This is a genomic window from Mycobacterium spongiae (genome assembly GCF_018278905.1).
In the GTDB taxonomy this organism is placed as follows: Bacteria; Actinomycetota; Actinomycetes; order Mycobacteriales; family Mycobacteriaceae; genus Mycobacterium; species Mycobacterium spongiae.
Genome location: NZ_CP046600.1, coordinates 1758725 through 1776482, shown reverse-complemented (window position 1 = coordinate 1776482; position 17758 = coordinate 1758725). Strand labels below are relative to the sequence as shown.

The following is a 17758-nucleotide window of genomic DNA, read 5'->3' as shown; positions in this document are numbered from 1 at the left end:
AGGGGCCGACGTCGGCGACCTCGAAGGTGACGGTCGTGCCCGACTTCACGGTTCGACCGACGGTGCACACCAAGTCGACCGCGCGGTTGACGACCACCAACACGCGCGCCTTCTCGTCCTCTGTGAGACCTGAAAGGTCGAGTTCGAGGGTCTCCTCAATCAGCGGATACCGCTCCTGTTCACGGTCGGCGGCACCGCACACCTTGACCACCGCGGGGTATTCGTCGCCGAGACGACGGGCCAGCGGTCGATCGCTGGACATCCCGCTGCACGCAGCGAGGGCAATCTTGAGCAACTCACCCGGGGTAAAAACGCCGTCAACGTCCTCGGAGCCGACAAGTACCCGCGCACCCCGCGAGCTGTGTCCGGTGTAGCGGCGCACACCGGTACGTTCGACCCAAAGTTCAGTCATGGCTTCTTTCTACTGCACTTCTCTTGCACTAGCCGGGAGGCGGCAGACCAAGCACCACCATTGAGTGTGCATCGGCACAGTCGAGTGTGAGGTGAGGGCGGGAATTTCCTAGTTCTCCCGCCCTACAGTCACACTCAACGCCTCGCACGCACACTCAATCGTGACATGAACAAGACTCAACCACGCGGTCGCGGTTGGCATCTCGGGCAGTAGAAAGAGGAGCGGTTCATGAACTTCTCCCGGCGCATGACCGCGCCGCAGCGCCGACAGTTCTCACCTTCACGGCCATAGGCGTCCAGCGATCGATCGAAGTAGCCCGACTCACCGTTGACATTCACATAGAGCGAGTCGAACGAGGTTCCGCCATTGGCCAGCGCCTCGCGCATGACGTCTGCCGCGGCATCTAGAACCGCGACCAGCTGCCGGCGGGCCAGCGTGGCGGCGACCCGCGCGCCGTTCACTTTCGCCCGCCACAGCGCCTCGTCGGCGTAGATGTTGCCGATGCCCGAAACAACCTGCTGGTTCAGCAACTGCCGCTTGAGCTCGGAGTGCTTGCGCCGCACCAACGTGACCACCGCGTCGACATCGAACCGCGGGTCAAGGGGGTCGCGTGCCAGATGGGCGACCGGTACCGGCACTACGCTGCCGTCGACCGTGACCAGATCGGCGAGCAGCCAACCGCCAAAAGTCCGCTGGTCGACGAAGCTCATTTCCGTCCCGTCGTCGAGCAGCGCGGAGATCCGGAGATGCTGGGTACGCGGGACTGTCCCGAGCAACATCTGTCCGCTCATGCCCAGGTGCACCACCAGTGCGGTGTCCGCTTCCTGTTCATCGCCTGCTTGCGGCGCAAGCGTCAACCAGAGATATTTGCCACGCCGATCGGTTCCGCTGATCCTGGCTCCCTGCAGCCGCGCCGTCAGATCTGCGGCTCCGGCTTCATGGCGGCGCACCGCGCGAGGATGGTGGACTCGAACCGTGGTGATCGTTCGGCCTACCACGTGAGCCGCTAGGCCGCGCCGCACCACCTCGACCTCGGGTAGTTCCGGCATTCAGTGATGATCGCAAGCGCGGCGAAGCCGGGCGCAGCGGGTCATCACCATCGGACCCCGTGATGATCGCAAGCGCGGCGAAGCCGGGCGCAGCGGGTCATCACCATCGGACCCCGTGATGATCGCAAGCGCGGCGAAGCCGGGCGCAGCGGGTCATCACCATCGGACCCCGTGATGATCGCAAGCGCGGCGAAGCCGGGCGCAGCGGGTCATCACGATCAGCTTATGCCGACGATTTGCCTGGCATTGCGCCGTCCAGTTCGTCGTGGGCCTCGAGCGCCCGATAAGCCGCAGCCGCAGCCTTTTGTTCGGCTTCCTTCTTGGAGCGGCCGACACCCGTCCCACGCTTAACGTCCAGAACGACAACAGCCGCGGTGAATTCCTTGTCGTGGTCCGGTCCGGTCGATGTCACCAAGTACGACGGCACGCCCAGCCCGCGCGACGCGGTGAGTTCCTGCAAGCTCGTCTTCCAATCCAATCCCGCACCGAGCGTCGGTGCGGCGTCTAGCAAAGGGCCGAATAGTCGCAGGATCACCTCACGGGCCTGCTCAATGCCGCGGTGCAGGTAAATGGCGCCCAGCAACGATTCCATCCCGTCGGCCAGGATGCTGGACTTGTCGGCTCCACCGGTGTTGACCTCACCGCGCCCCAACAGCATGTGTACGCCAAGACCCTCCTGGGAGAGGTTGCGCGCGACATCGGCCAACGCCTGGGTGTTGACCACGCTGGCTCGCAGTTTGGCTAGATCCCCTTCCGAACGATCGGGGTGACGATGAAAGAGCTCGTCGGTAATGGTCAGACCTAGGACCGCGTCGCCGAGAAACTCCAACCGCTCGTTGGTCGGCAGACCCCCTTTTTCGTAGGCGTAGCTGCGATGCGTCAGCGCCAAAGTGACGAGGTCATCGGGCAACTCGACGCCGAGCGCGTCGAGCAGAGATTGCCGCGATCGAGTCACCGCTCACCTCGCGGTGCGGGGTGATCCGCCGCATCTGACTGTGGGACCTTCGACTCCAACATCCCGGCAAGCTTCGCCCATCGCGGATCGATCTGTTCATGGTGATGACCCGGCGCTGTAGTCAGGGCAACGCCGCACTGCGGACACAGCCCGGGGCAGTCCGGCCGACACAGCGGCGCCAGTGGCAGTTGGAGCCCGACGGCATCGATGATCGATTGCTCCAGGTCGATGGTGTCATCGACGATGTGTCCAACCTCGTCTTCCTCGGTGGTGGCCTCGGTCGCGCTCTCGGGATAGGCGAACAGTTCGGTCAACTCAACCTGGATGTGTCCCGCCACGTCAGTTAGGCAACGGGCGCACTCGCCGGCGGTGGGCGCTGCTACGGTCCCGGTCACCAACACGCCTTCGGATACCGACTCCACTCGCAGGTTGAGATCAAGCGGGGCACCCGGCGCAATAGCGATCATCTCAAGCCCGATGCGCGAGGGACTGTCCACGGTGTTACGTAGGGTGAACATGGCTCCTGGGCGCCGCCCAAGCCGTGCAACATCGACCGTGGTCGGCGAAGTCGGCCGGCGTCGCGCCGTTGGACTCTGCTGGCTAGCCATAGGGGGAATCCTACGGCCCGCGCAGCCTAGATCCATCCCATGTAGGCGGTTAGCCGGCGCCCGATCCTCGGGCAGGGAATGGCGCTAGCGCACCGCGTAATCGTGTGTGCCGGCCGCGGTGCGGAGCTGGTGGCGACCACGGCCCACGGAACGCAGGGTGCCGTTGAGGAATTCCTCGAACTCGGCCAGCTTGCTGTCGACGTAAACGTCGCATTCACCGCGCAGGCGGTCCGCCTCCGCATGAGCGGTGTCGATGAGACGGGTGGATTCCGCGTTGGCCGCCTGCACCACTTCGTTCTGCGACACCAGGCGCTGCTGTTCCTTGATGCCCTCTTGCACTGCCTTCTCATAGGCAACGTTGCCATTTTCCATCAGCCGGTCGCATTCGGCTTGGGCGCGGCCAACGCTGGCCTCATACTCACGTTTTGCCGCGGCGGCGATGCGAATCGCCTCCTCGCGGGCATCGGAGACCATCTGCTCACTGTGCTGACGCGCCTCCCCGACCATCCGATCGGCCTGGGCTTTGGCGTCCGACAAGATCCGGTCAGCCTCCGCGCGAGCGTGGTTGAGCATCGACTCCGATTCGGTGGTCGCGGAGGACACCATGGAGTCGGCGTGTGTTTTTGCGTCGTGCAACATAGAGTCGCGCGCGTCGAGCACATCCTGCGCGTCGTCCAGTTCGCCGGGGATCGCATCCTTAATATCGTCGACCAGCTCAAGGACGTCACCGCGGGGCACGACGCATCCGGCTGTCATCGGCACGCCACGGGCTTCTTCGACAATGGCGCCCAACTCGTCCAGCGCTTCAAAGACTCGGTACACGGCCATACCCTCCAAGCATCGTTTGGTGTTACCAGTGTGCCTGGTGTTGCGTCTGTGATGGTGCTGGTGGCGTCGGTGTGTCGGGCGGTATTTCAGCGAGATGGCTCGATCACCGAGTCCGCGCGAGCCGGGCGCCCAACGAGGCATCGGCGCAGGCACCTTAAGTCAGACGCTATGCTGGCTCGGTGAACGGCGGCCGCTCGGACTACATTAAAAACGACAATAAGCTAGCCGCACCGACGCTCTATATTTTTCCGCATGCAGGTGGAAACGCAACGTTTTACGTACCATTTTCCAAAGAGTTTTCTTCCGGCATGAAACGGATCGCCGTCCAGTACCCAGGACAGCGGGATCGGTCCGGATTGCCGTCGCTTGCAAGCATTCCCGCGTTGGCCGACGATATCTTCCAGATGATGAAGCCAGCATCGCAAACCGAAGGTCCCATAGCCTTCTTTGGGCACTCCATGGGAGGGATGTTGGCCTTTGAAGTCGCGTTGCGATTTCAATCGGCAGGGCATCCGCTCGCCGCCCTATTCATCTCATCCGCTGCAGCTCCAGGCCACATCAAGTACAAGCAAATTCAAGGCTTTTCTGATGACGACATGCTGAATATGGTCCGTCAAGTAACAGGCCAGAATCCAGATTTTCTTGCCGATGAAGAATTCGTCGTCGGGTTGCTACCGACGTTGCAGGCACTCCGCGCCATCGCTGGCTATACTTGCCCGCAGGGGACATCGGTGTCATGCCCCATCTATGCGTTTATCGGGGATAACGATTGGATTGTGAGCGCCGCAGACATGGAGCCATGGCGCGAACGCACGACCACTGAGTTCGAACTCCGCTCCTTCAAAGGCGATCATTTTTATCTCAACAATAATTTGCCAGAACTGGTAAAAGACATCGAAGATCGAACGCTGCAGTGGAGTGCCGAGCTCTAGCCAGTCTGCATCTATGAGTTTGCTATGAATTCCGCTCCACGCGGGTGGCAGGTTTCCGCACCGACCTCCCCGCCCGCGAGGTGCTCGGTTGCCGAGCCCGCCCGGATACCCGGTCCCGTCTCACAGCCAGGACTCAGAGCACCGACCGCAGGCCAGCCCACTAATCAGCCACACCATACGGAAGCCGAGGTACGCGGGCCGAACGTGTGAGTCTCGTCACACAAGGACGCTCGCCTCAGCGCCGAGAAGGGACGACCAAGTCGTACAGCATTCACCAGCCGTCACCGGCGAATCACGAGCCACAGTGACCACACGGTCTCACAGTAAACTGCACGTCAATGACATCAGATTCAGGTGAAACCGCCGAGCCGCGAAACGATCACCGACGCGAACGGCGCAGGAAGCCCATGGATTTTCTGGATCAACCTCCACACCCGTCAAAAAATGCTTACCCTGCATCGAGGTACTACTTTGTTGGCGGCAGGTATTTTGTAGGGGATAGGGTAGTACGTGCTGATCATCTGGCGCCGCACGGGCATGCTCCGCTAGGAGGAGTGTCGCGCGCGACGTTGTCGCCACGACCGCGTCGTCAACGAAGGACGGCCGGTTTCAAGTCACCGGGATGGCCCGTTGCGCAAGTCCGACAAGCCGTTTATCAGGTGTGCACACATGGTTAGCGTCGACAATCGAGGGAGAGATACTCCATGGCGGTGACTCACTCGTCGATACCCGCTTTGCTAGAGGAGCGGGCCGACCAGCAACCGGATGCCACCGCGTACACCTTCATCGACTACGGTTCCGACCCTGCGGGTTTTGCTGAGAGCCTGACCTGGTCGCAGGTCTATCGACGCGCACGCATCCTTGCAGAAGAACTCGCACTGTACGGATCCCCCGGCGATCGCGCCGCAATACTGGCACCGCAGGGGCTAGAGTACGTTGTCGCTTTCTTGGCGGCGCTGCAAGCTGGTTTCATCGCTGTTCCATTGTCTGTACCGCAATACGGAATTCACGACGACCGAATTTCGTCCGTGCTGCGGGACTCAATGCCCGTCGTCATTCTGACGACCTCCGTCGCGGTGGCAGACGTCACCAAATACGCACGGGCGCAAGACGGACAACCCGCCCCGGTCGTCATCGAGGTTGATCTGCTCGACTTGGATTCGTCGCGTCAGTTACCAAGCGCTCCGCAGCTGTCGTCCAGCGCCGCTTATCTGCAATACACGTCCGGATCGACGCGTACCCCGGCCGGCGTGGTTGTTTCTCACAAGAACGTCCTCGCCAACGGTACGCAAATTATGTGCGGCTACTTCGGGCAGCCCGCGGATATGCCGTCGATAACTCTGGTGTCGTGGCTACCGCTATACCACGACATGGGCCTGATTCTGGGAATTTGCGCACCAATCTTCACCAATCGAAGCGCGGTGTTACTGAGCCCGATGTCATTCTTGCGCCGGCCGGCCCGCTGGATGCAACTGCTGGCGAAAAGCGATCAAGCCTTTTCCGCCGCGCCAAACTTCGCGTTCGAATTGGCCGTCCGGAGAACAACCGACGACGACATGGCCGGCCTCGACCTCGGCGACGTGGTCGGAATCATCAGCGGGAGCGAACGAATCCACGTCGCGACGCTGAAACGTTTCACCGAGCGTTTTGCTCCGTTCAATCTGAGCGCGACAGCGATACGACCCTCCTACGGGCTCGCGGAGGCGACCCTCTACGTCGCGGCTCCCGAGCCCGGTCGCGCCCCGAAGACGGTGCGTTTCGACTACGAGCACTTGGCGGCCGGTCAGGCCAGGCCGTGCGGCACTGAAAGGACACTCGGTACCGAGCTGATCAGTTACGGCGCGCCCCGCGACTCCACCGTCCGAATCGTCGACCCGAACACCAAGACCGAGAATCCGCCTGGAGTGGTCGGTGAGATCTGGTTGCACGGCGAGAACGTAGCCATGGGATATTGGCGCAAGCCGGAGCAGAGCGCGCGGACGTTTGGCGCACAGCTCATCGCTTTGTCGCCCGGAACCCCAGAAGGGCCATGGCTGCGCACCGGAGACCTGGGCGTGATGTGCGACGACGAGCTCTTCATCATGGGCCGCATCAAAGACCTCCTCATCGTGGATGGCCGCAACCACTATCCCGACGACATCGAGGCAACCATCCAGGAAATCACCGGAGGCCGTGTCGCGGCGATAGCGATACCCGACGACAGCACCGAGCAACTGGTCGCGATCGTTGAACTGAAGAAGCGCGGAGCTTCCGCCGAGGAAGCGATGCTTCGGCTCCGCTCGGTCAAGCGTGAAGTCACCTCCGCGATATCGCGGTCCCACAGTCTGCGCGTCGCCGATCTCGTTCTGGTGTCACCTGGCTCGATTCCCATCACCACTAGCGGCAAAATCCGGCGCTCAGCCTGTGTCGACCAGTACCGCAGCGACGGATTCAAACGGTTGGACGTGGTGGTATGACGGCCAGCATCAGTGGCGAAGCCGACCTTTGCCACTGGCTAGTCGACTACCTCGTGACCAACATCGGCTGCACGCCGGACGAGGTTGACCCGGAACTGCCGCTGGCCGACCTGGGCGTGTCTTCCCGCGACGCGGTAGTGCTCTCCGGCGAATTGACCGAGTTGCTAGGCAGGACCGTATCGCCAATCGACTTCTGGGAGCACCCGACGATCGATGCGCTGGCCTCATACCTCACCGCGCCCGCGCCAGACCCCGAATCGGAAGCCGCACATAAGCGTCCGGCCCGGAACGCACTTGACGAGCCGATCGCGGTTATCGGCCTGGGCTGTCGTTTTCCTGGTGGGATCTCGGACCCAGAAACGCTGTGGGAGTTTCTCTGTGAACGCCGCTCGTCGATTGGGCAAGTACCGCCGGAGCGTTGGCAGCCGTTCGAAGGCGAGTCGCCCGAGGTAGCGGCGGCACTGGCCCACACCACGCAGTGGGGCTCATTCCTGCCCGACATCGACGCCTTCGACGCGGAGTTCTTCGAGATCTCCCCCAGCGAAGCCGACAAGATGGACCCACAGCAACGCCTGCTGCTGGAAGTGGCCTGGGAAGCGTTGGAGCACGCCGGAATTCCACCGACCACGCTGCGCCGTTCGCAGACGGGAGTGTTCGCCGGGGCATGCGTGAGCGAGTACGGCGCGATCGCGTCCACCGATCTGCTGGGGGTCGACGGTTGGAGTAACACCGGTGGCGCGATGAGCATCATCGCGAACCGACTGTCGTACTTCCTTGATCTGCGTGGCCCCTCCGTTGCGGTGGATACCGCGTGCTCGTCGTCGTTGGTGGCGATCCACCTGGCTTGCCAGAGCCTGCGGACACAGGACTCCCACCTGGCAATAGCGGCGGGCGTGAATCTGTTGTTGTCGCCCGCGGTTTTTCGGGGATTCGACCAGGTCGGTGCGTTATCGCCGACAGGCAACTGCCGCGCCTTCGATGCCGCCGCCGACGGGTTCGTGCGCGGTGAGGGTGCCGGGGTGGTGGTGCTCAAGCGGTTGACCGACGCGCAGCGCGACGAGGATCGAGTGCTTGCGGTCATCCGCGGTTCCGCGATCAACCAGGACGGCCGGTCCAACGGGCTGATGGCCCCCAACCCGGCGGCCCAGATGGCAGTGCTGCGCGCCGCCTACACCAACGCTGGGGTGCAACCAAACGAGGTCGACTACGTTGAAGCGCACGGGACCGGAACGCTGTTGGGCGATCCGATCGAAGCACGCGCCCTGGGCACGGTCCTGGGTCGCGGACGTGCCGAAGACTCTCCCCTGCTCATCGGCGCCGTGAAGACCAACCTCGGCCACACCGAGGCAGCGGCCGGAATCGCCGGATTCATCAAGACCGTGCTGGGGCTGCAATATGGCCAGATTCCACCCAACCAGCACTTCGACAGCCCCAACCCGCATATTCCTTTTTCCGAGTTGCGGATGAAAGTTGTTGATACACAAACTGATTGGCCGGACACTGCACATACGCGCCGGGCGGGTGTGTCGTCGTTCGGATTTGGTGGCACGAACGCGCACGTCGTGATCGAGCAGGGCCAGAATCAGCCACCACCGCCGCGCCGCGATCCCGACGGCGCGACGTCGACGCTGGTGGTGGCCGGGAAGACGGCGTCACGGGTGGCCGCCACAGCCCAGGTGCTGGCCGATTGGATGGAAGGCCCCGGCGCTGCGGTGCCCCTGGCCGATGTGGCCCACACGCTCAACCATCACCGAGCACGTCAGGGACAATTCGCCACGGTAGTCGCGCGGGAAAGCAAACAGGCGATCGCGGGATTGCGCGCACTGGCAGAGGGGCAGCCTGCCGCGGGGGTCGCCGGCTGCCACGAGGGCTCGGGGCCTGGCACGGTGTTCGTCTACTCGGGCCGCGGATCACAGTGGGGCGGGATGGGCCGACAACTGCTGGCCGATGAGCCTGCGTTCGCCGAGGCCGTCGCTGAGCTCGAACCAGTCTTTGTCGAGCAGGCCGGATTCTCCTTGCATGAGGTGCTGACCACCGGCCAAGAGCTCGTCGGCATCGAACAGATCCAGCTCGGGCTGATCGGAATGCAGCTGGCGCTCACCGCGCTATGGCGTTCCTACGGAGTGACCCCCGACGTGGTGATCGGCCACTCGATGGGCGAAGTGGCCGCCGCAGTGGTCGCCGGTGCGCTCACACCCGCCGAGGGGTTACGCGTCACCGCAACCCGGGCACGGCTGATGGAGCCGCTGTCCGGGCAGGGTGCCATGGCGTTGGTCGAACTCGATGCCATCGCCACCGAGGCGTTGATCGCCGATTTCCCGGACGTGACCGTGGGGATCTATGCCTCGCCGCGCCAGACCGTGATCGCCGGACCGCCACCAACGATCGACGCCCTGATCGACACGGTGCGCGCGCAGGACCGCTTTGCCAGCCGAGTCAACATCGAGGTGGCTCCGCACAACCCAGCAATGGATGCCCTGCAACCCCAGATGCGTTCGGAGCTAGCCGATCTCACACCACGACCACCGCTCATTCCCATCATCTCCACCACCTACGAAGACCTCGGCCGCCGCTCGGAATTCGACGCCGAGCACTGGGCCACCAACATGCGCAACCCCGTGCACTTCCAGCAGGCTATCGCTGCCGCCGGAGCCGACCACCACACATTCATCGAGATCAGCGCCCACCCACTGCTGACCCAGGCCATCAACGAGACCCTGCACAGCGCCCAGCACGGAACCAAGTACGTCAGCATCGGCACCCTGCAACGCGACGCCGACGACACCATCACCTTCCACACCAACCTCAACACCGCCCACACCACCCACCCACCAAACACCCCGCACCCGCCGGGACCACACCCCAAGATTCCGACTACCCCGTGGCACCACACTCATCACTGGCTCGCAGCCAAGGCCATGGCATCGCAGATGCCAGAAGCAGTGGGCCAACACAGTGTTTCGGCGAACGGGCGAACCCCATCCGAGGGCTCCGAGGGCTCCGAGGGCGGTGACGGCCTACCCGCCGACTGGTGCTACCAACTGGCTTGGCCCGCCAGCCCATTACCGAACGGCGAGGCCTTCAGCGATGCCAGCTGGCTCGTGGTGGCCAACGCCGATCCAGGTCATGGACTGGCCGCAGCCCTGGCTCCGGAATCTCGGGTCCAGGTGCTGGCGCCGGAGGTACTCACCGAAGACGGCGGTCAGGCGGCACTTCACGCTGCGCTCACCGGCGTCGACAACGTGCTGTACGCGCCGGCCGCGCCTAACCAAGCACTCGATGTCACCTCGGCATACCAGTTGTTTAACCAGGTGCGCCGGCTGGCCGCGGGGATGGCGGGGATGTCTGGGGTCGACTCACCGCAACGGTTGTTCGTCATGACGCGTAATGCCCAACCCATTTCCGAAGGCGACCAAGCCAATCCCGAACACGCGGTGCTGTGGGGCTTGGGGCGCACATTGGCTCTGGAACATCCCGAAATCTGGGGCGGCATTATCGACCTTGACGCGTCGGTGCCCGCCGAGCTCGCCGTCGAGTATCTGCGCGACGAAGCGCGCACCGCCGACGGAGACGACCAAGTCGTGTACCGGTGCGCCCAACGCCACGTGCCCCGGCTGCAGCGGCGAACTCTACCCACCCCGTCGCCGCTGGATCCGCGCCCAGAAAGCCAACTGGAGAGCCGAAAAGGCACCAGCCAGCTGGTCATTGGAGCTACCGGCAACATCGGGCCGGCCTTGATCCGACAACTCGCAACCATGGGGTCCACCACGATCGTCGCGGTGTCCCGCAATCCCGGCTCACGACTTAAGAAGCTGGCCCAAGACCTCGCTCCGACGGGGACAAAGCTCGTCGAGGTCGCAGCGGATGCGGCCGACGAAGCAGCGATGGCGACGCTCTTCGACCGTTTTGGCGGGGACCTGCCCCCGCTCGAGGGAATCTACCTAGCCGCATTCGCCGGCCAGCCAGTCCTGCTCAGCGACATGGCCGACGATGATGTAGCCGCCATGTTCCGACCCAAGCTCGATGCGGCCGCGCTCTTGCACCGCTTGTCGCTGAAAACACCAGTGCGGCAGTTCGTTGTGTTCTCCTCGATCTCAGGTCTGACCGGTTCGCGATGGCTAGCCCACTACACCGCGACTAGCACATTCCTGGACACTCTGGCCTACGCGCGCCGGGTGATGGGGCTGCCGGCGACCACCGTGAACTGGGGATTGTGGGAATCTTTGGCTCGCGCCCAGCAAGAGGCGAGTCAGGTCAGCGTCGAATCCGGACTGCAACCCATGCCGGACGAGGTGGCCATCAGCGCGCTGCCACGGGTGACGAGCCCCGCTGCGGGAGTGCATTCCGTTGTTGCCGCCGCGGATTGGCCTTTGCTTGCCGCCGCCTACCGGACCCGAGGATCGCTGCGCATCATTGACCACCTGCTGGCCGCGGAGCCCGGCGACATCGCAATGCCCCTGCGCCCCGCGCGCGATTGGTCGCAGATGTCGCCGACGGACGTGCGCGACGAGCTCGAAAAAGCGCTACGGACAATCGCCGCCCACGAACTGCGAGTGCCCGAGCCGGAACTGGACAACGACCGACCGCTGGCCGAACTGGGACTCAATTCCCTCATGGCAATGGCGATTCGGCGCGAGACTGAGCAGCTCGTGGGCCTGGAGTTGTCGGCTACCATGCTGTTCAACTATCCCACCGTCGCACGACTCGCGGACTACCTCACGCAACTTCTGGCGCCGCAGGCGGATTCGGGTGTCGACGAGATCGCCGTGCTATCGGCCTCGGCAGGAAGCGTGTTGGACAGCTTGTTCGACACGATCGAGTCGACGCCACTGGCCCCCGAGAGACCGGCGTGATGCGAACTGCTTTCAGCCGGGTCGCGGGCATGAATGCGGACCAGCGCGCTGCGGTTGACGATGCTTTCTCCCAGGCCTCGCGCACCGCCGCGGCTGAGCCGGTAGCGGTGGTCGGGATGGGTTGCCGCTTTCCCGGAGATGTGACCGGGCCGGACAGTTTCTGGAAACTGTTGGTCGATGGTCGAAATGCGGTATCCAGAGTGCCGGCGGACCGCTGGGACGCGGACGCCCTGTACGACCCGGACCCGTTGACCCCGGGACGGATGACCACGAAGTGGGGCGGTTTCGTGCCCGACATCGCCGGGTTCGACGCAGACTTCTTCGGAATCACCCCACGCGAAGCAACGGCGATGGACCCGCAACAGCGGATGCTGCTCGAGGTTGCCTGGGAAGCCCTGGAAAACGCTGGCATTCCGACGGACTCACTGGCCGGCACCCGAACCGGCGTCATGATGGGGGTCTACTTCAACGAGTACCAATCGATGGTGGCCACCGGCCCGGAGCGCGTCGACGCCTACACCGGGACCGGCAATGCCCACAGCATCACCGCGGGACGGATTTCGTACCTGCTGGGGCTCCGCGGTCCGGCCATGGCCGTTGACACGGCGTGTTCGTCGTCGTTGGCGGCGGTGCACCTGGCCTGCCAGAGCCTGCGGCTACGGGAAAGCGATGTGGCGCTGGCAGGCGGGGTCAGTCTGATCCTTCGCCCCGAGACCCAAATTGCCATCTCGGCATGGGGACTGCTCTCGCCACATGGCCGATGTGCCACATTCGACGCGGCGGCCGACGGGTTTGTGCGGGGCGAAGGCGCCGGAGTGGTCGTGCTCAAACGCCTGACCGACGCCGTGCGCGACGGAGATCAGGTACTGGCCGTGGTGCGCGGATCGGCGATCAACCAAGACGGGCGCTCCAATGGCATCACCGCACCGAACACTGAAGCCCAGTGCGGCGTGATCACCGATGCGTTGCGGTTCGGCGACGTAGCACCCGACAGCGTCGACTATGTAGAGGCTCATGGGACCGGAACGGCATTAGGCGATCCCATTGAGTTTGAAGCGCTGGCAGCCACATACGGCCGCGGCGACGGCGAGTGCGCACTGGGAGCGGTGAAAACCAACCTCGGTCACCTGGAGGCGGCTGCCGGCATCGCCGGCTTCATCAAGGCCGTGCTGGCGTTGCAGCACCGCCAAATTCCACCGAATCTGCATTTCTCGCAGTGGAATCCGGCGATCGACGCGTCGTCGACCCGCTTCTTTGTGCCAACCGACAACGTTGCGTGGCCATCAACGTCGAGTCCTCGCCGGGCCGCGGTGTCCTCATTCGGCCTTGGTGGGACGAATGCTCATGTGGTGATCGAGCAGGGTCCGGATGCGACGCCGGTCGCTGCTGACGCGCCGGCGCCGGCGGTGTCGACCTTGGTGGTGCCAGGCAAGACCGCACAGCGAGTGGGCACCACGGCATCGGTGTTGGCCGAGTGGATGGCCGGACCCGGCGCCGAGGTAGCCCTCGCCGATGTCGCACACACGCTCAACCACCACCGAGCCCGACAAGCGACCTTTGCCACCGTGGTCGCACGCGATCACACCCAGGCGGTGACGGGGCTGCGCGCCCTGGCCGCCGGCCAATCCGCCGATGGAGTAGTCGGCTGCCAGGCCGGCCCAGCTGCGCCGGGCACGGTGTTCGTGTATTCGGGTCGCGGCTGGCGATGGGCCGGGATGGGTCGACACTTGCTGGCCGACGAGCCCGCGTTCGCCGCCGCGATCGCCGAACTCGAGCCCGACTTCCTTGCCCAAGCCGGGTTCTCGCTGCACGACGTGATCGCCCAAGGCAAAGAACTCGTCGGGATCGAACAGATCCAGCTGGGTCTGATCGGCATGCAATTGGCGCTGACCGCGTTATGGCGCTCCTACGGGGTGACCCCGGACGCGGTGATCGGACATTCCATGGGCGAGGTGACCGCCGCCGTGGTCGCCGGCGCACTGACCCCGGCCGAGGGACTGCGGATCACCGCCACCCGCTCCCGGCTCATGGCGCCGCTATCGGGGCAAGGCGGCATGGCGCTGCTCGAGCTCGACGCCGAGCAGACCGAGGCGCTGATCGCCGATCACCCCGACGTGACGTTGGCGATCTACAACTCACCGCGCCAAACCGTGATCGCCGGACCGACCCAGCAGATCGAGGCTCTCATCGAGACGGTGCGCGCCCAGAACCAGTTCGCGAGCCGGGTCAATATCGAGGTGGCCCCGCATAACCAGGCCATGGACGCGCTGCAACCCCCGATGCGGTCGGAATTGGCTGATCTCAGACCGAAATCGCCGACGATTCCGATCATTTCCACCACCTACGAAGACCTGGATCGCACCCCGGTGTTCGACGCCGAGCATTGGGCCACCAACATGCGCAACCCGGTGCGATTTCAGCAGGCCATCACTGCGGCCGGCGCCGAGCACCACACCTTCATCGAGATCAGCGCGCACCCGCTGCTCACCCATGCCGTCACCGACATCCTCGGCAGCGCCGCACACCGCAGCATCGGCACCCTGCAACGCGACGCCGACGACACCATCACCTTCCACACCAACCTCAACACCACCCACACCACTCACCCACCACAGACACCCCATCCCCCCGGACCGCACCCCCGCATCCCCACCACCCCCTGGCACCACACCCACCACTGGTTCACCGACACGGCCCCCGAGCACCACACGACACACACCCAGCCGGTGTCGCAGGTCGAGGACAGCGATGATGAAGTTGCTATGGCGGTGTTGCAGTCGCCGGGTGGGGCTGGTGAGGGCGCGGGTCGGTTGTTCACGTTGGAGTGGGAGCCCGCGGCGCTGGGTAAGCCGGCGGGGTCGGTGGGGGATCTGTTGGTGGTCGGTGAGCCTGCCGATGGGTTGGTTGCGGGGTTGGTCGGCGGTGTTGGTGACCAGGTCGGGCGGTGCGAAGTCGTCGGTGCCGATGATCAGCAACGGCTGCAGCAGGTGATCTCCGAGAGTGATCGCGGCTTCGACGCGGTGATGGTGGTGTGTCCACCCCGGGCCGTTGATGAGGCCCTGCCACAGCAGGCGCAACTGGACCTAGCGCAGCAACGGACGTTGTTTATCGCTGAGTTGGTCAAGACGATCTCGCGGGTGGGTGCGCGTAATAGTCCGCGGTTGTGGATCGTCACCCGGGGGGCGGCCCAACTCGACGCCGGCGAACACGTCACGCTCTCTTCGGCCCAGCTGCGGGGTATCGCGCGGGTGCTGGCCTTCGAGCATCCCGAACTCAAGACCACGATGGTCGACGTCGAGGCCGACGGTGAGGACTCGGTCGCGGCCCTGACCGAGGAGTTGCTCGCCGGTAGCGACGATGACGAGGTCGCCCTGCGCGCGGGACACCGCTGGGTGAACAGGCTGGTGCCCGCACCCACCACCGCCGGTGGTGAGTTGGTGGTGGAATCGCGAACGACGGTGGCCGACCTCGATGCCGGCGCGGCGGTGCGGTTGCAGATCGATCAACCCGGGCGCCTCGATGCGCTCACGGTGCACGCGGTCAAGCGGATCGCCCCGCAACCCGGCCAGGTTGAGGTGCGCATCGCCGCGGCGGGACTCAACTTCGCTGACGTGCTCAAGGCCATGGGGATCTACCCGGGCACCGACGGTCCCCCGGTCATCGGTGGCGAGTGCGTCGGTGTGGTGACCGCGGTGGGTGCCGATGTCGACTCCGTGGCGATTGGCCAGCGTGTCATCGCGTTCGGTCCGGGAACGTTCGGCTCGCATATGACGACCCTTGCCGACTTGGTGGTGCCCATCTCCGACGAGCTCGCCGACGGCCAAGCCGCCGCGTTCGGTATCGCGTATCTGACCGCCTGGGAGTCACTGTGTGTGGTCGGGCGGCTGGCCCCCGGTGAACGCGTGCTCATCCATTCGGCCACCGGCGGTGTCGGGTTGGCGGCGATTTCGATCGCCAAGATGATCGGGGCCCGCATCTACACCACGGCCGGCTCCGACGACAAACGCGCCATGCTCGCCGAGCTCGGTGTGGACTACATCGGCGACTCACGCAGCGTGGATTTCGCCGACGAGATCCTCGAGACCACCGAGGGCTACGGGGTGGATCTCATTCTTAATTCACTGCCCGGCGAAGCGATTCAACGCGGAGTGCGCATCCTTGCTCCCGGTGGCCGGTTCGTCGAAATCGGCAAGAAAGACGTCCACGCCGACGCCAACCTAGGGTTGGCCGCGCTGGCCAAAAGCGCCTCCTTCACCGTCGTCGACCTCGACTTGAACCTGCGGCTGCAACCAGCCCGGTATCGCCGGTTACTCCACGAAATCCTCCAGCATGTCTCCGACGGCACCCTGCAGGCACCTCCGGTCACCGAGTTCAGCCTCGACCACGCCTTCGACGCGTTTCGACTGATGGCCTCCGGTAAACACACCGGCAAGATCGTCATCTCGATACCGGCCACCGGCCGCATCGACGCGGCCGCGTCCCCGCCACCGCTGGTCACCTCCGACGGCGGCTACATCGTCGTCGGCGGCATGGGCGGACTAGGTCTCGTCGTCGCCGAATGGCTGGCCAACCACGGCGCGGGATTGATTGTCCTCAACGGACGTTGCGCACCCAACGACGACGCCAGCGCCACCATCGCCGAGCTCACCGCCGCCGGCCACCGCATCGAGGTCATCACCGGCGACATCACCGACGCCGACACCGCCACCCGACTCGTCACCGCGGTCGAAGACGCCGGTTTCCGCGTGGCCGGCGTCGTGCACAGCGCCATGGTGCTCGCCGACGAGATCGTGTTGAACATGTCCGAATCGGCCGCCACCACGGTATTCACCCCCAAAGTCACCGGCAACTGGCGCCTGCACGAGGCCACCACCCACCTCGACCTCGACTGGTGGCTGACCTTCTCCTCGGTCGCCTCCCTGATCGGCTCACCCGGCCAAGGCGCCTACGCCGCCGCCAACTCCTGGGTCGATGCCCTCGTCTCCCACCGCCGCAGCCACGGACTACCCGCCATCGGCATCAACTGGGGACCCTGGGCCGAAGTCGGCCGCGCCCAATTCCTCGCCGACCTCGGCGTCACCATGCTCACCACCGAACAAGGCCTCTCCGCCCTACAAGCAGTCCTGACCGCCGACCGCGCCCACACCGGCGTGTTCACCCTCGACGCCCGCCAATACTTCCAATCCTTCCCCGCCCTAGCCGCATCCTCCCTCTTCGCCACCCTGCGCGACACCACCACCAACGGCGACTGGGGAGCGTGGGTACCGACCCCAATCACGCCGCCGGAAAGCGCGTTCCGAAAGTCTCTGCGCACGTGCCAACCGGAACGACGCCGCAATCTGTTGTTCGACCACGTCAATGCGCTGGCAACCACCGTGATGGCACTGCCGCCCACGAAACCCCTCGACCCATGGACCGGTTTCTTCCAACTCGGCATGGATTCGTTGATGAGTTTGGCACTAGCGCGGGCACTGTCGGAGAGCCTCGGTGAATTCCTTCCACCGTCGGCCGTTTTTGACTACCCGACCGTCGACGCGCTGACTGACTATCTGGCCGGTATCCTTCCCGAGCTCGTCGAAGCGGAAGACCAGCCGGCCGACAACGGGTACGACGAGCTCACCGAAGACGAGTGTTTGCAGCAGTTATTGGAGAGGCTGAAATAGCG

Annotated in this window: 8 protein-coding genes and 1 pseudogene; 4 read left to right on the top strand and 5 right to left on the bottom strand. The window is 64.4% G+C overall.

Annotated features, from left to right (window positions below):
- Positions 1-4: 4 nt before the first annotated feature.
- The 5 genes and pseudogenes from F6B93_RS22745 to sepIVA all read right to left on the bottom strand — a co-directional run.
- Positions 5-412 (bottom strand): annotated as a pseudogene (locus tag F6B93_RS22745) (OsmC family protein); the annotation flags it as partial.
- A gap of 176 nt (positions 413-588) precedes the next feature.
- Entirely contained in the window at positions 589-1461 is an 873-nt protein-coding gene (gene mutM, locus F6B93_RS07195) for a bifunctional DNA-formamidopyrimidine glycosylase/DNA-(apurinic or apyrimidinic site) lyase (RefSeq protein ID WP_211698471.1), read from the bottom strand.
- Between the two features lie 223 nt (positions 1462-1684).
- Entirely contained in the window at positions 1685-2416 is a 732-nt protein-coding gene (gene rnc, locus F6B93_RS07185) for a ribonuclease III (protein ID WP_211698470.1), read from the bottom strand.
- Positions 2413-3024, bottom strand: coding sequence for a YceD family protein (locus F6B93_RS07180; RefSeq protein ID WP_211698469.1), 612 nt, complete (start codon positions 3022-3024; stop codon positions 2413-2415). Before F6B93_RS07180 ends, rnc begins: the two co-directional genes overlap by 4 nt.
- A gap of 84 nt (positions 3025-3108) precedes the next feature.
- Entirely contained in the window at positions 3109-3846 is a 738-nt protein-coding gene (gene sepIVA, locus F6B93_RS07175; RefSeq protein ID WP_211699331.1) for a cell division protein SepIVA, read from the bottom strand.
- 185 nt (positions 3847-4031) lie between these two features.
- On the opposite strand from sepIVA, the gene F6B93_RS07170 reads away from it, so the two are divergent.
- The 4 genes from F6B93_RS07170 to F6B93_RS07155 all read left to right on the top strand — a co-directional run bounded on the left by F6B93_RS07170 (position 4032) and on the right by F6B93_RS07155 (position 17756).
- Positions 4032-4784, top strand: coding sequence for a thioesterase II family protein (locus tag F6B93_RS07170; RefSeq protein WP_211698468.1), 753 nt, complete (start codon positions 4032-4034; stop codon positions 4782-4784).
- Positions 4785-5488: 704 nt separating this feature from the next.
- Positions 5489-7240, top strand: a complete 1752-nt coding sequence (gene fadD26, locus F6B93_RS07165) for a long-chain-fatty-acid--AMP ligase FAAL26/FadD26 (protein ID WP_211698467.1) — start codon at positions 5489-5491, stop codon at positions 7238-7240.
- Complete coding sequence (locus F6B93_RS07160) at positions 7237-12093, top strand: type I polyketide synthase (RefSeq protein ID WP_211698466.1); 4857 nt, start codon at positions 7237-7239, stop codon at positions 12091-12093. Before fadD26 ends, F6B93_RS07160 begins: the two co-directional genes overlap by 4 nt.
- Complete coding sequence (locus tag F6B93_RS07155) at positions 12090-17756, top strand: type I polyketide synthase (protein WP_425518505.1); 5667 nt, start codon at positions 12090-12092, stop codon at positions 17754-17756. The genes F6B93_RS07160 and F6B93_RS07155 overlap by 4 nt, the downstream gene beginning before the upstream one ends.
- Positions 17757-17758: the final 2 nt, after the last annotated feature.